Below are 13,175 nucleotides of genomic sequence, written 5' to 3' on the forward strand. Positions count from 1 at the left end.
CGCGCGGCACGGCGGCCGCCTCTTCAGGGGCGCGGCATCCGGCTTATGATCTCCCCGTCGAACACCTGGAGCCCGCCATGAAAGGCCACTTCGCAGCCATCGCCCTGATCCTCTTCGGCAGCACCGCGCTGGCCGTCAACCTCGACCTCGTCGAGATCGACTTCGCCCGCCTCGCCCGCACCTGGTGGCCGCTGCTGCCGATCGCCCTCGGCGTCGCCCTGTTCTTCACGCCCGGCGACCGCCAGCCATGAAGCCCGCCATGAAACCACTGCTAGCTCCCCTGTGCGCCCTGGCCCTGGCGGCCTGCGCGTCCGCCCCGCCGTCCCTGCCGGAGGCCGGCTCCGCCCCGCGGGGCATCGATAGCCAGCTCGCGGAAGCCACGGTGGCGCCCCTCACCGACCTGAACATCGTCCGCGCCGAGATTCCGAAGGCCCTCGCGGCCGCCCGGGCGGCGCCCTACGCGATGCCGGCAGACATGTCCTGCCCCGGCCTCGCGGCCGACATCCAGGCCCTCGATGCCGTGCTCGGCGCCGACCTGGACACCGCCGAGACCCGCGACAACCCGAGCCTCATCGAACGGGGCGGCGACGCCGCCAGCAACGCCCTGGTCGGCGCGGTGCGTGACACGACGGAGGGCGTCGTGCCCTTCCGCGGCTGGGTGCGCAAGCTCAGCGGCGCCGAGCGCTACGCCCGCAAGGTCTCGGCCTCGATTGCTGCGGGCACCATCCGCCGCGCCTACCTCAAGGGCCTGGGGCAGGCTGCCGGCTGCGCAGCCCCCGCCGCACCACGCACAGCCCCGGCCCAGCCCGCGGAGCCGCCTGAAACCAGGCCCGCCCCGGGCGAATCCAAGCCTTGAAGCCCCGCCCCGCGCCCCCATCTGTACGCAGCGCGGGCGATACACCCCACTTCCCACTTCCCACTACTCACCCCCCCTTCCAGGAGCACCCACCATGGCCATGGACGTCGTCGACTACGAAATCTTCGGATCTGAAATGCAGTACGTGGAGGTCGAGCTCGACCCCGGCGAGGCCGCCATCGGCGAGGCCGGCGTGATGATGTACATGCAGGACGGCATCCAGATGGACACCATCTTCGGTGACGGCGCCCAGCCGCAGGGCGGCTTCTTCGGCAAGCTGATGGGCGCCGGCAAGCGCCTGCTCACCGGCGAAAGCCTGTTCACCACCGTCTATCACAACGAAGGCAGCGGCAAGCGGCGGGTGGCCTTTGCGGCGCCCTACCCGGGCAAGATCGTACCGGTGGATCTGTCACAGATCGGCGGCACCCTGATCTGTCAGAAAGACTCCTTCCTGGCCGCCGCCAAGGGCGTCTCGCTGGGCATCGCCTTCCAGAAGAAGATCGGGGTCGGCCTGTTCGGCGGCGAGGGCTTCATCATGCAGAAGCTCGACGGCGACGGGATGGCCTTCATCCACGCCGGCGGCACCCTGCTCGAGAAAACCCTCGCCCCCGGCGAGACCCTGCGCGTCGACACCGGCTGCGTGGTGGCCTTCCAGCCCAGCGTCGACTTCGACATCCAGTACGCCGGCAAGGTGAAGACCGCGCTGTTCGGCGGCGAGGGCCTGTTCTTCGCCACCCTCAGCGGCCCGGGCAAGGTGTGGCTGCAGTCGCTGCCCCTGTCGCGGATGGCCGACCGCATCGTGATGGCCTCCCGCGCCGCCGGCGGTGGCGGCAAGGAAGGCGGCTCGGCGCTGGCCGGCTTCGGCCTGGGCTCGCTGCTCGGCAACGACGAGTGAGCCAGGCCGCCCCCATCCCGGCCCGCTTCTACCCGGCTGGCGGCGACGCCCACGGCCACCCAGCCCTCGTCGAGCTGGCGGGCGATGCGCTGCAGGTGCTGCCCGAAGACAGCCCGCCCCGGCAGGTGCCGCTCACCGGCCTGCAGGCGGCGACGCGGGGCTTCAACCACAGCCAGTGGGCCATCGCCTGGCCCGCCGAAAGCGGTGGCCAGCACATGCTGCTGATCGACGAGGCCGCCGTCGGCCCGCTGCGGGCGGTGGCCCCGGCCCTGTTTGCCGGCGGAGAGGGCGCCCGGCGCCGCAGCAGCCGGCGTTTTCTGGTCGGCATCACGCTGCTGGCGCTCGTCCCGCTGCTGGTGGTGGTGGCGCTGCTGGCCTCCCTCGACCACCTCACCGACCGGGTCGTCGCGCGCATCCCGCCCAGCGTCGAGCGGCAGATCGGCGCCGCGGTGCTGGCGCGCACCCGGCTGGAGGGCCGGCTGATCGACCAGGGGCCGGCCTTCGAGGCCGTGCAGGCCATCGGCCGGCGCCTCGCCCGGCCGGGCGAGACGCTCGAATTCCACCTCACCGAGCGCCCCGAGATCAATGCCTTCGCGGCGCCCGGCGGCGTGGTGGTGGTGAACAGCGGGCTGCTGAAGCGGGCCGCCTCGGCCGAGGAGGTGGCCGGCGTGCTGGCCCACGAGATCGCCCACGTCGAGCTGCGCCACAGCCTGCGCCAGATCGTCCGCTCGGCCGGGCTGCGGGTGATCTTCGGCGCGCTGGCCGGCGACTACGACGCCCTCGGCGGCTGGGCCGCCCAGCTGGGCGAGCTCAAGTTCTCGCGGGACGCCGAGCGCGAGGCCGACCGGCGCGGCCTGGAGCGCCTGGCCGAGGCCCGCGTCGACCCGGCCGGCATGCTGCGCTTCTTCGAGACCCTGGAAAAAGCCGAAGCCGCTGGCAAGGCCGGGCAGCTGCCGGCGCTGCTGTCGACGCACCCGGCAACCCAGGAGCGGATCATCTGGCTGCGCGAGGCCACCACCACGGCCGGCGGCGGCCCGGTCGAGCCGCTCGCCATCGACTGGCGGGCCGTGGCCGGCAGCCTGCGTTAGCTCCCCGGCTGCACGCTGCGCCCCACAGCGGGGAGCATCCTGGGCCGCCCGCGGCCGGGCCCTCAGGGCGTCTCGACGTAGCTCTGGGTGCTACGCGCGGCCACCGCCGGCTTGGCCAGCGGCGAGCGGCTGCGCACGTACTGCAGGAAGGAATCGGCGTAGTCGAGGAAGGTGTCCTCGCGCTGGGCCGCCGGGATGGCCTTCAGGGTGTCGTACCGGTCGCCGCCATCGGCAGTGAAGTTGTTGGTGATCAGCCGGTAATTGGCCGCCGGGTCGAGGGGCTGCCAGTTGCCGCTGGCGTCGCGCACCTCGGGGTTGCCGATGCGGCTGCCGCGGGCCTGGTTCATGTCCACACTGAAACGCAGGCCGCCGGTGTAGGGGTAGGCGCCACTGCCGGTGCCGTTGAGCACCGAGTCGATGCCGTCCTCCAGCGCGGCCCGAACCTGGGCACCGGTGAGCTGCAGGCGGTACAGGGTGTTCTTGAAGGGCAGCAGGGTGTAGACCTTGCCCACCGTGATGTCGCCGGCCGGGATGTCGATGCGCACGCCGCCGGCGTTCTGCAGGCTGATGTCGGCCCCGCCGAAACGCTGGCCCTGCTCGAGGAAGGCGTCGGCCACCAGCTGCTGGATGTCGCCGCCGTGGGCGATCACGGTGGCGTCTTTATTGCAGACGTCGCCGAGGCTGGAGCGGGTGGTGTCGCGCCTGGCGCCGGGCACGCGGCGCAGGCACAGGTTGTCGGTGGCGACGCCGGCCACCTGGGTGCCGAGGGCGTCCTTGGCGGCCTTGAAGGGAGCCAGCGCCGCGGTCGCCGCCGCCGACGGGGTGGTGACGCGGAACACGCCGGAGGCGTCGAGCTGGCTGCGGTAAGCGTCGGCGTCCGCCACCGAGGCCGCCACGTTGCCCACCTTGAAGCTGTCGCCCACCAGCACCTGGGGCTTGCCGCTGCATTGGGCCACCTGGCCGGCCGCGTCGAAGCTCACGTCGAGCGCGCCAACGGCGTAGGCGTACTGCCAGGCCTGGGCGATGCACACCGGACGGCCGGCCTTGTCGACGGCGGCGGTGGGGTAGGCGCCGGCCGGGCTGAGGCCGAAGCCCTTCATGCTGTCGGGGCCGAGCAGGGTGTGGGAGTCGCCGCCGATGATCACGTCGACGCCGTCGAGCTGCGGCGCGAGGGCCTGGTCGGCGGCGTAGCCGAGGTGGGACATCAGCACGATCTTGTTCACCCCGCGGGCGCGCAAGGCGTCGATGGCGGCCTGCGCGGCGGTGGCTTCGTCGAGGAAGCTGGTGCCGGCGTCGGGGCGGGACGCAAAGCGGGTCTTGTCCTTGACCGTCAGACCGTCAGACCGACCACGCCGACCTGCTGACCGCTGCGCTCGATGATGCTGTAGTCGGCAACCCGCGCCGCCAGCGGCGTGCCGGCGGCCGGCTTCACATTGGCCGACAGCACCGGCGTCTTGCAGGCGCCGGCGTGCAGATAGTCGATGAACTTGACGAGGCCCGCGTCGGCGCCGTCGAACTCGTGGTTGCCCAGCGTGAAGGCATCGAAGCAGACGGTGTTCATCAGCGCCGCGTCGGCCTGGCCCTCGCTCTGGGTGAAGTACAGGTCGCCGGTGAGGGCGTCGCCCGCATGCAGCTTGAGCACGTTGGGCTTGCCCGCCGCCAGGGCCTCGATGGCCGCGCTGACCCGCGCGAAGCCGCCCAGCTCGACCGTCACCGACTTGCTGGCGCCGGCGGCGTCCTTGAGCGTGAGGGCGGTGCTCTCGGCATCGAGGTGCGAGTGGTGGTCGTTGATGTGCAGGATCGTCAGGTCCAGCGGCTGGCCCTTGTCGCCGCTACCGCCGCAGGCGGCCAGGCTCAGGGCACACAGGGAGACAGCCAGGAAAGGCACGGTCCGTCGGGTCTTGAAGGAGAGCATCGCAGTTGCCGGAGGGTTTCGATGCCCGGCAGTCTGGCGAGCCTGGGTTAAGGCCTCATGAAGGCTGGCTCACAGCAGCAGATCCACCCCGTTCAGCAGCACGCGGCACAGCAGCGCGATGCCCAGCGCCACCGCCACCGACAGGCCGATCGAGAACAGCGCGTCGCGCCGGCCGATGGTCTTGAGCATCACCGCGAAGGTGGACACGCAGGGCACGTAGAAGGTGAGGAAGACCAGGAAGGTGGCGATCTGCACCCAGTCGAGGAGCGGCGCGATGTCCTGGCTGCCGAGGGCCTGGTACACCATCAGCAGCGAGAGCTCCTTGCGCAGCACGCCGAACAGGATAGGCACCCCGAGCGCCACCGGCAGCCCCAGCCACCAGTGGGTGACGGGCAGCAGCAGGGTGTTGATGAACGCGTCGGCGCCAAAGTGGGCGAGCAGCGCCAGCACCACGCTGCCCAGCACCAGCAGGGGCGTGACGATCGTCAGGATGTCGCTGGTGCGCTCCCAGGTGATCGCCAGCAGGCGGCGCCATTGGGGCAGCGCGTAGGGCGGGATGGCCTGGATCATGCCGGGGCTGGCCTGCACGTAACGGCGGGTGAGCAGCCGGCCGGCCACCGCGATGATCAGCATGGTCAGCAAAAAGATGCCCAGCACGCCCTCCCAGCCCAGGTATTTGCCACCGATCGCCAGTACGATGGCCGACCGCGCCGAGCACGGCACGAAGGTGATCAGCAGCGACGCCACGATGCGCTCGCGCCCGGCCGAGCTGGCCGCCACCGCCGACAGGGCCGGCACGTTGCAGCCCAGCCCGAGCAGGAAGGGCACCGCCACGCCGCCGTGCAGGCCGATACGGTGGAAGCCCCGGTCAACAACGAAAGCGACCCGGTGCATGACCCCGGACTCCTCCAGGCTCACCAGCAGCAGCACCAGCGGCAGCATGTAGGGCACCACGATGCCCACCAGCCCCACCAGCCCGTCCGCCACCGCGCGGCCGATGACGCCGGCCGTGCTGTCCGGCTCCCATTGGCCGACCCACGCCGCGAGCGGCGCCGAGGTGATGGAGTCGAGCGTGGTGCTGACCTCGAACACCATGAACAGCACCAGCGCGAACACCGCCAGCGTGCCGATCAGGCCCCAGCGCGGGTGCAGGAAGATGCGGTCGAGGGCGCGCTTCCAGCCAGCCCGCTCGGCCGCGTGGCCGAGCCGCGTGACCTGCTCGTGGAGCGCCGCGGCGCGGTAATGGCGGTCGGCGAAGAGCTCTTCGGCGAGGGGCCGCGGCAGCTGGCGCGAGGCGTCGGCGCGGGCCTCCTCGATGGCCGGCACCAGCGTGGGAAAGCGTTCCGCCATCTCGGCGCCGAACCAGGTGTCGCCCTTGGCCAGCTGGGTCAGGAGCAGGGTGCGGGGCACCGGGAAGGCGGCCGCCAGGGCCGGCAGCCCGAGGATCTCGTCGAGAGGCGCCAGGGCCTTGCGCAGGTGGGCGCCGGGCGACTGGGGCAAGGGGCAGGTGCCCGAGCGCAGGGTTGCGAGGGCGGTCTCGAAGAGGCCAGCGATGCCCTTGCCCATGTGGGCGACGGTGGGCACCACCGGCACGCCGAGGGCCTCCGAGAGCGCCGCAACGTTGATGTAGATGCCCTTCTCGCGGGCCTCGTCGAGGCGGTTGAGGGCGATCACCAGGGGCTTGCCGAGCTCGCAGAGCTCCTGGCTCAGAGCCAGGCCGGGCTCCAGGGCCGTGGCGTCGACAACCTGGATCAGCAGGTCCGGCGCCTTGAAGCCGCCCTTGCCGGGCTGCCCGCCGACGAGGGCCAGCAGCACCCGCCGGTCGGCTTCGGCCAGATCGTGGAAGGTGCGCACCGAGGGCAGGTCGACGAGATCAGCCTGCTCGAGGCCGACGTTGATCCGGCTGGTGGCATAGGGCAGCGCGCTGCCTTCGAGGCAGCCCGCCTCCACCGCCGTGCTCGAGGCCGCCTGGAAGAGGGTGCTCTTGCCCCCGCGGGGCAGGCCCACCAGCGCGATGTGCGGGCGCCGCTCGCCGCGCAACAGCTGGCGGGGCACCGGGATGTTCGTGACCACCGGCCGGGCCTGGGTCATGGGCGGCTCGCACCCTGGCGGATCGTCACGCATACGCCGGCCACCCGGGCCATCGGGCGCTCAAGACTGGGCTTCATGGAAAGTACCGCAGATCGTATTCTCTGCCGCCCATTCTACGACAATGAGAACCATTCGCAAAACCGGCCAGCGTGCGTGGCCAGCTGTAGCGGCAATGCCGGGTCAGACCCGCAAGCCGGCGCGGGTCATCATCAGCAGGGCCTGGGCCCGGCTGGTCACCCCCAGCGCCCGCAGGATCGCCGACACATGAACCTTGACGGTGCCTTCGGAGAGGCCGAGAAATTCGGCGATATCCCGGTTCGACTTGCCCTGGGCCACCAGCTCGAGCACCCGCCCCTGGGCGGCGGTCAGCTGGAAACGCTCGGCAAAGGCCTGGCTGGCCCGGCGATTGCGGTTGCCGTTGTCGCCGGCGGTCGCGGCCTCGGGGGTGAACACGCCACCGGCGAGCACCGTTCGCACGGCTTCGATAAGGGTGTTGCTCGGGCTGGCCTTGGACACGAAGCCCGACGCACCGGCCTTCATCGCCCGCTGCACCGACTCCCGGTCGTCGAGGGCCGAGACCACCAGCGCCGGCACGTCGGGGAAACGCTTGGCGATCACGCCGAGCAGCGAGAAGCCGTTGATCTCGGGCAGCATGAGGTCGACCACCAGGAGGTCGCAGTCCGGGTCGGCCTCGAGCATCGCAATCGCCTCGGTGGCGTTGCTGGCCTGCTGGCAGGACACACCCTCGCCCACCTGGGCCAGCGTGAGGGCCATGGCCTCCCGCACCAGCACGTGGTCCTCGATAATCAGAATACGTGTCTGCATCGCGACGAATTGATCTGGGTAAGCTCCATCCGCCCGAGAATACCACCTTAGCCTATCCAACCCTGTGCAAAACAGCGAAAATCGCGCCTCAAATGCCGCCACGGCGCCTCTCATGCCGATCATCCGACGAAGTTCATCCACCCCTGCCCTGGCCTGCATTCCCCTGCTGCTGACCGCCGTCGGGCTGCCCTTGCCTGCCCGGGCCGACGCCTCCAGTGAAGCCGATCACCTGGGCGACCTGCCGGTGGTGCTGTCGGCCACCCGGCTCGCCCAGGTGCAGTCCGACGCCCCGGGCGCGGTCAGCATCATCGACCGTGCAATGATCAGCGCCTCCGGCGCGCGCAACATCCACGAGCTGTTCCGCCTCGTGCCGGGCTTTCAGGTCGGCATGCACACCGGCAACAAGCCCCTGGTCGGCTACCACGGCCTCTCCGACGAAGCCCCGCGGCGGATGCTGCTGCAGGTGGATGGCCGCTCGGTGTATTCGCCCTACTTCACGGCCGGCGTCGAGTGGAACCAGATCGGCGTCGACATCGACGACATCGAGCGCATCGAGGTCTTTCGCGGCTCCAACTCGGCCACCTACGGCAGCAATGCGTTTCTGGGGGTCGCCAACATCATCACCCGCGCCCCCGCCGAGACCCTCGGCACGCGGGTGCGCTACCGGGCCGGCGACGGCGGGGTCAATGACATCGGCCTCCGCGTGGGGCGGCAGCTGGGCGACGTGGCGATGCGCCTCAGCGTCGCGCGCAACTTCGATCATGGCTTTGCGGGCCTCAACGACTGGCGCAAGACCGAGCTCGCCACCCTCCACAGCCGCTGGACGGCCGACAGCGACAACAGCGTCGAATTCCAGGCCGGCTGGACGCGCTCCGAGCTCGGCACCGGCAAGGAGGGCAACCTCACCGACCCCGAACGCAGCAGCCAGGTGTCCACCAGCTTCGGCCTGATCCACTGGCACCACGCCTCCGCCCCGGGCGAGGAGCTCAGCGTCAGCTATTACCATCAAGAGGAAAGCGGCCGCGACAACTACAACCTGCTGATCCCGGTCACGTCCCGCCAGTCCGGCCTGCCCTTCGCGCTGCAGCTGCCGCTGCGCTTCGACTATGACTTCCACGTCATCCGGGACGACCTGGAGATCCAGCGCATCACCACCCTCGCCCCCAGCCTGCGCGCCGTCGTCGGCGCCGGCATGCGGGTGGACCGCATCACCGCACCCCAGCGCTTCAACACCACCGACAGCGTCCGCAACGCGGTCAATCACGCCTTCGGCACCCTCGAGTGGCACGCCAACCCGCGCTGGCTCTTCAACGTGGGCGCGATGATCGAGAACAACTCGCTCACCGGGCGCACCCTGGCGCCGCGGGCCTCAGCCAACTATCATATTACCGACAGCCAGACCTGGCGTGTCTCGGTCAACCGCTCCCACCGTAACCCGGTCGCCTTCGAACAGAAGTCCAGCATGATCTTCTCGACCGCCGCACCGGTCAGGACGCCCGTGGGCACCTTCCCGGCCGGCACCCCCATCTCGCAGACCTTCCGCCCCTCGCCGCAGGTGCAGGCGGAGCGGATCACCACCTACGAGCTCGGCTATCGGGCCGAGCTGCGGCCGCTCCACGCCAGCCTCGACGCGCGGATCTTCCTCGAGCAGGCCCGCGAGCTCATCGAGATGAACCTCGAAGACTCCACCATCGGCCTGCTGCGGCGCAGCAACAACCGCTACTTCGCCAACAGCGGCGAGGCCGACATCCGCGGCCTCGAGATCGCCGCCACCTGGCGCCCCGGCACCGACACCTGGCTGCAGCTCAACCACACCGAGTTGCGCATCGACGGCCCCAGCCTCAGCGCCACGGCCGCCGCCAGCCGGCCCAGCGGCTGGGTCGAGTACACCGCGCCACGCCACAGCACCACCGTCTTCGGCGCCTGGCAGTTTGCGCCGCGCTGGCAGCTCAGCATCGCCAGGCACTGGATCGGCTCCATGAGCTGGTACCAGGACGCCGACCACAAGGTGCCGATGTACCGCCAGCTCGACGTCCGCCTCGCCCACCGCCTGCCGCCCGCCCTGGCCCGCGGTGAGCTGGCGATCACCGCCAGCAACATCGACGGCCCGGAAGAAACCTACTCCCCCGGCACCTCCGTCTGGGGCAGCCGCATCTTCGGCTCGCTGTCCCTCGAGCTCTGACACCGGATGCTGCGGGCGCGCCGACTCCTCTTCTGCCTACTTCTCGCCCTGGCCGGCGGGCTGCCCGTCGACGCCCTTGCGGCGCAGGTCCTGCTGCTGCTCTCCGAAGAAAGCAGCGCCTTCAGCGAAGCCACCGAGGCCATCGTCAGCGAGCTGCGCAGCGCCGGCCACCGCACCCAGAGCCTCAGCCTGCCGCTCCGCACCGATGAGAGTGCCGCCCTCACCGGCAACGCGCTGATCATCACCCTCGGCACCCGCGCCGCCCAGACCGTCTCCAGCCTGGCCCCCCGCAGCCTGGTGCTGCATACCCTGCTGCCCCGCAGCGCCTTCGAAAAATTCACCACCCGTGGTGACGACCTCCGCCGCGTGTCGGCGGTCTTCATCGACCAGCCCGCCAGCCGGCAGATCGAACTCCTGCGCATCGCCCTGCCCGACTGGACGCGGGCAGCCTTCGTCACCAGCCGCGAGAGCAGCGAGCTTGGCCAGCGCCTGGTGGCCAGCGCCCGCGACAAACGCCTGCGCCCGGTGCTCGAACAGCTCAACGACGAGAGCGAGCTCTACCCCACCCTGCAACGGGTCCTGGCCGACCCGGCGGTGCTCGTCGCCGTCCCCGACGCGACCCTCTTCAACAACCGCACGATCTCCAACATCCTGCTCACCGCCTACCACCAGCGCTCGCCCGTGGTCGGCTTCTCGCCCGCCTACGTCAAGGCCGGCGCGCTCATCGCGCTCTACAGCACGCCGGCCCAGATCGGCCAGCAGGCCGGCGAAGCCGCCCGCGCCGGCCTCGCCAGCGGCAGCCTGCCGCCCCCCGCGGCGCCGCGCCATTTCCGCGTCGGCACCAACCGCTACGTGGCCCGCTCCCTGGGCATCAACCTCGACGACGCAGCGGTGCTCCAGGAACGCCTAGAGCGCAGCGAGGGCCTGCCGTGACGCGCTTTCCACGCCTCGACATCCACGCCCGAATTGCCCTGATCGCCGTGCTGCCCAGCCTCGTGCTGGGCCTCGTGCTGATCGCCTATTTCACCTCCAGCCGCCTCGCCGACCTCGAAAGCGCCCACACCCAGCGCGGCAAGGCCCTCGTCCGCCAGCTCGCCGCCGCCAGCGAATACGGCGTCTTCTCGGGCAACCGCGAGAGCCTGCGCAAGCTCACCAACGCCATGCTGCTCGAGAAGGACGTGATCCGGGTGGCCGTCACCAGCCCGCTGCACGAACTCCTCGCCGACAGCACCGCGCCCGACTACCGGCAGAACACCGGCAACACCCCGCCGCTGCATTTCCGCGAACCCATCATCGGAGCCGGCGTCAATGTCGAGGACACCTTCCTCGGTGGCGCCGGCGAGCTGGCCACCGACACCACCAGCGAACGCGGCGAGGCCCTCGTCGAGATGAGCCGCGACTCCCTGCACCTCGAAGAACAACGCCTGCTGCAAAACGCCTTCCTGATGGTCGGCGCCGTGCTGATCGGCAGCGTCGGGCTGGCCCTGCGCATGAGCGGCGGCATCTCCGGCCCCATCCTGCGGATTGCCGACATCGTGCACAGCTTCGGCCAGGGCAACTTCACCGCCCGGGTGCCCGTCGAGGGCGGCAAGACCCTGCGCACCCTCGCCGAGGGCGTCAACGAGATGGCCGACAAGCTCGGCGCCTCGCGGGACGACCTGCAGCGCCAGGTCGACGCCGCCACCCGCGAACTCCTCGAGAAGAAAGACGAAGCCGAGCGCGGCAACCGCGCCAAGACCCGCTTCCTGGCCGCCGCCAGCCACGACCTGCGCCAGCCCATGCACGCCCTCGGCCTGTTCGTCGCCGAGCTCGGCCAGAAACCCCACGCCCCCGACACCCGCCGGCTCGTCGAGCAGATCGCCATCTCCGCCGAAACCATGGAGAACCTCCTCGACAGCCTGCTCGACATCTCGCGCCTCGACGTGGGCGCCCTCGACCGGCAGATCAAACCCTTCCCGCTGCAACCGCTGCTCGAACGGATCGAGGTGGACTACCGCCGCGAGGCCGGCCTGCGCGGCCAGCGCCTGCGCCTGCGCCCCACCAGCCTGTGGGTCGAGAGCGATCCGCTGCTGCTCGAGCGCATCCTGCACAACCTCATCAGCAACGCCCTGCGCTACACCCCCGGCGGCACCATCCTGGTGGCCTGCCGCAAACGCGGCCGCAAGGTGCGCATCGAAGTCCGCGACAACGGCCCCGGCATCGCGCCGGAAGCCCAGGAGGCCATCTTCCAGGAGTTCGTCCAGCTCGATAACCCCGAACGCAACCGCGCCAAGGGCCTCGGGCTCGGGCTCGCGATCGTGCGCCGCCTCACCGACCTGCTCGAGCACCCGCTTCAGCTCAAGTCCAGCCCCGGCCGGGGCTCCCTGTTCGCCATCGAGCTCCCCAGCGCCGCCCCCGGCATCCTCACCGACCACCACCAGCCGGCGCCCGCCCAGGCCCTGGCCCGGCTGCGCGTGGTGCTGGTGGATGACGACGAACTAGCCCTGGCCAGCACCACCGGGCTGCTCGAATCCTGGGGCTGCCAGGTCAACGCCGCCGACACCGGGGCCGCCCTGCTCGCCACCCTGCGGCCGGGTGACGAGGCGCCCGACATCATCGTCTGCGACTACCAAATCGCCGGCATCGGCGACGGGCTGCAGCTCATCGAGCAGCTGCGCGGGCATTTCGCCAGGCAGATCCCGGCCGTCATCCTCAGCGGCGACACCTCGCCGGCCACCGCCACCGCCATCCAGCAGGCCGACATCCCGCTCCTTCACAAACCCGTCCGGCCCGCCAAGCTGCGCGCTCTGCTGCAACGCAAAACCCAAGTCTGATGCAGGCGGGCTGTGCATCGGTTAAGATCAATCGCTTGATGACTCGAACAGCCGGGAGACAACGATGAGCACCGAAAACAAAGCGCAGGACCCCCTGGAATTCATGCGCAACATGTGGGGCAAGATGGGTTTCAGCCTGCCTGGCATGGTCACCCCGACCCTCGACGTCGACGAACTCGACAAGCGCATCGCCGACATGAAGGCGGTCGAAAACTGGCTCAAGATGAACCTCAACTCCCTGCAGATGGCCACCCAAGCCCTCGAAATGCAGCGGGCCACCATCGCCACCATGCAGGCCATGAGCAAGATCGCCTCCGAGGGCGGTGCGCCGGCCGAAGGCCAGGCCGCCCAGCCCAACCCCTTCGCCAGCGGCATGTGGCCGTGGAACCTGATGCAGCAGGCCGCCGAAGCCAAGGCCGCCCCGGCCCCGGCCCCCAGCGCCCCGGCCGCGTCGGCCAAGGGCAAACCGAAAGACAGCAAGTAACACACCACCGCCGGGGCTGCGCCGGC

At 70.5% G+C, this 13,175-nt stretch carries 12 protein-coding genes; 8 read left to right on the forward strand and 4 right to left on the reverse strand.

Annotated features, from left to right (window positions below):
• Nucleotides 1-77: 77 nt before the first annotated feature.
• The 4 genes from ZRA01_RS20485 to ZRA01_RS06455 all read left to right on the forward strand — a co-directional run bounded on the left by ZRA01_RS20485 (nt 78) and on the right by ZRA01_RS06455 (nt 2,839).
• Entirely contained in the window at nt 78-251 is a 174-nt protein-coding gene (locus tag ZRA01_RS20485) for a LiaI-LiaF-like domain-containing protein (RefSeq protein WP_170182913.1), read from the forward strand.
• An 8-nt stretch (nt 252-259) separates the two neighbouring features.
• On the forward strand, nt 260-856 hold the full coding sequence (locus tag ZRA01_RS06445; RefSeq protein WP_174851596.1) for a hypothetical protein: 597 nt from the start codon (nt 260-262) through the stop codon (nt 854-856).
• A gap of 94 nt (nt 857-950) precedes the next feature.
• Nucleotides 951-1,751 carry a TIGR00266 family protein gene (locus ZRA01_RS06450; RefSeq protein ID WP_141350417.1) on the forward strand — a complete coding sequence of 267 codons (801 nt, stop codon included), beginning with the start codon at nt 951-953 and terminating at the stop codon, nt 1,749-1,751.
• Nucleotides 1,748-2,839: a M48 family metallopeptidase gene (locus tag ZRA01_RS06455; protein ID WP_141350418.1), complete on the forward strand. Its 1,092-nt coding sequence runs from the start codon at nt 1,748-1,750 to the stop codon at nt 2,837-2,839. Before ZRA01_RS06450 ends, ZRA01_RS06455 begins: the two co-directional genes overlap by 4 nt.
• A gap of 62 nt (nt 2,840-2,901) precedes the next feature.
• On the opposite strand, the gene ZRA01_RS20975 is transcribed toward ZRA01_RS06455, so the two are convergent.
• The 4 genes from ZRA01_RS20975 to ZRA01_RS06470 all read right to left on the reverse strand — a co-directional run bounded on the left by ZRA01_RS20975 (nt 2,902) and on the right by ZRA01_RS06470 (nt 7,670).
• A complete protein-coding gene (locus ZRA01_RS20975; RefSeq protein WP_246093298.1) occupies nt 2,902-4,062 on the reverse strand; it encodes a bifunctional metallophosphatase/5'-nucleotidase in 1,161 nt (386 codons plus the stop codon).
• A gap of 107 nt (nt 4,063-4,169) precedes the next feature.
• Nucleotides 4,170-4,754: a metallophosphoesterase gene (locus ZRA01_RS20980; protein WP_246093301.1), complete on the reverse strand. Its 585-nt coding sequence runs from the start codon at nt 4,752-4,754 to the stop codon at nt 4,170-4,172.
• Between the two features lie 69 nt (nt 4,755-4,823).
• On the reverse strand, nt 4,824-6,845 hold the full coding sequence (locus ZRA01_RS06465) for a FeoB small GTPase domain-containing protein (protein ID WP_141350419.1): 2,022 nt from the start codon (nt 6,843-6,845) through the stop codon (nt 4,824-4,826).
• A 180-nt stretch (nt 6,846-7,025) separates the two neighbouring features.
• The gene (locus ZRA01_RS06470; protein ID WP_141350420.1) at nt 7,026-7,670 is read right to left on the reverse strand and encodes a response regulator transcription factor; all 645 of its coding nucleotides are present in this window, start codon (nt 7,668-7,670) and stop codon (nt 7,026-7,028) included.
• Nucleotides 7,671-7,782: 112 nt separating this feature from the next.
• On the opposite strand from ZRA01_RS06470, the gene ZRA01_RS06475 reads away from it, so the two are divergent.
• The 4 genes from ZRA01_RS06475 (at nt 7,783) to ZRA01_RS06490 (ending at nt 13,149) form a co-directional block, all read left to right on the forward strand.
• Nucleotides 7,783-9,852, forward strand: coding sequence for a TonB-dependent receptor plug domain-containing protein (locus ZRA01_RS06475; protein WP_141350421.1), 2,070 nt, complete (start codon nt 7,783-7,785; stop codon nt 9,850-9,852).
• Between the two features lie 6 nt (nt 9,853-9,858).
• Nucleotides 9,859-10,785 (forward strand): ABC transporter substrate-binding protein, encoded by a 927-nt coding sequence (locus ZRA01_RS06480; RefSeq protein WP_141350423.1) that lies wholly within the window; start codon nt 9,859-9,861, stop codon nt 10,783-10,785.
• On the forward strand, nt 10,782-12,665 hold the full coding sequence (locus ZRA01_RS06485) for an ATP-binding response regulator (RefSeq protein WP_246093312.1): 1,884 nt from the start codon (nt 10,782-10,784) through the stop codon (nt 12,663-12,665). The genes ZRA01_RS06480 and ZRA01_RS06485 overlap by 4 nt, the downstream gene beginning before the upstream one ends.
• Nucleotides 12,666-12,729: 64 nt before the next feature.
• A complete protein-coding gene (locus ZRA01_RS06490) occupies nt 12,730-13,149 on the forward strand; it encodes a PhaM family polyhydroxyalkanoate granule multifunctional regulatory protein (RefSeq protein WP_141350425.1) in 420 nt (139 codons plus the stop codon).
• The last annotated feature ends 26 nt before the right edge of the window (nt 13,150-13,175 follow it).

It is taken from the genome of Zoogloea ramigera, assembly GCF_006539865.1.
GTDB lineage: Bacteria > Pseudomonadota > Gammaproteobacteria > Burkholderiales > Rhodocyclaceae > Zoogloea > Zoogloea ramigera.

What these genes read in the sequence shown, in the direction of transcription:
- ZRA01_RS20485 (WP_170182913.1), top strand. Translation starts at nt 78, where the DNA reads ATGAAAGGCCACTTCGCAGCCATCGCCCTGATCCTCTTCGGCAGCACC.
- ZRA01_RS06445 (WP_174851596.1), top strand. Translation starts at nt 260, where the DNA reads ATGAAACCACTGCTAGCTCCCCTGTGCGCCCTGGCCCTGGCGGCCTGC.
- ZRA01_RS06450 (WP_141350417.1), top strand. Translation starts at nt 951, where the DNA reads ATGGCCATGGACGTCGTCGACTACGAAATCTTCGGATCTGAAATGCAG.
- ZRA01_RS20980 (WP_246093301.1), bottom strand. Translation starts at nt 4,754, where the DNA reads ATGCTCTCCTTCAAGACCCGACGGACCGTGCCTTTCCTGGCTGTCTCC.
- ZRA01_RS06465 (WP_141350419.1), bottom strand. Translation starts at nt 6,845, where the DNA reads ATGACCCAGGCCCGGCCGGTGGTCACGAACATCCCGGTGCCCCGCCAG.
- ZRA01_RS06470 (WP_141350420.1), bottom strand. Translation starts at nt 7,670, where the DNA reads ATGCAGACACGTATTCTGATTATCGAGGACCACGTGCTGGTGCGGGAG.
- ZRA01_RS06475 (WP_141350421.1), top strand. Translation starts at nt 7,783, where the DNA reads ATGCCGATCATCCGACGAAGTTCATCCACCCCTGCCCTGGCCTGCATT.
- ZRA01_RS06480 (WP_141350423.1), top strand. Translation starts at nt 9,859, where the DNA reads ATGCTGCGGGCGCGCCGACTCCTCTTCTGCCTACTTCTCGCCCTGGCC.
- ZRA01_RS06490 (WP_141350425.1), top strand. Translation starts at nt 12,730, where the DNA reads ATGAGCACCGAAAACAAAGCGCAGGACCCCCTGGAATTCATGCGCAAC.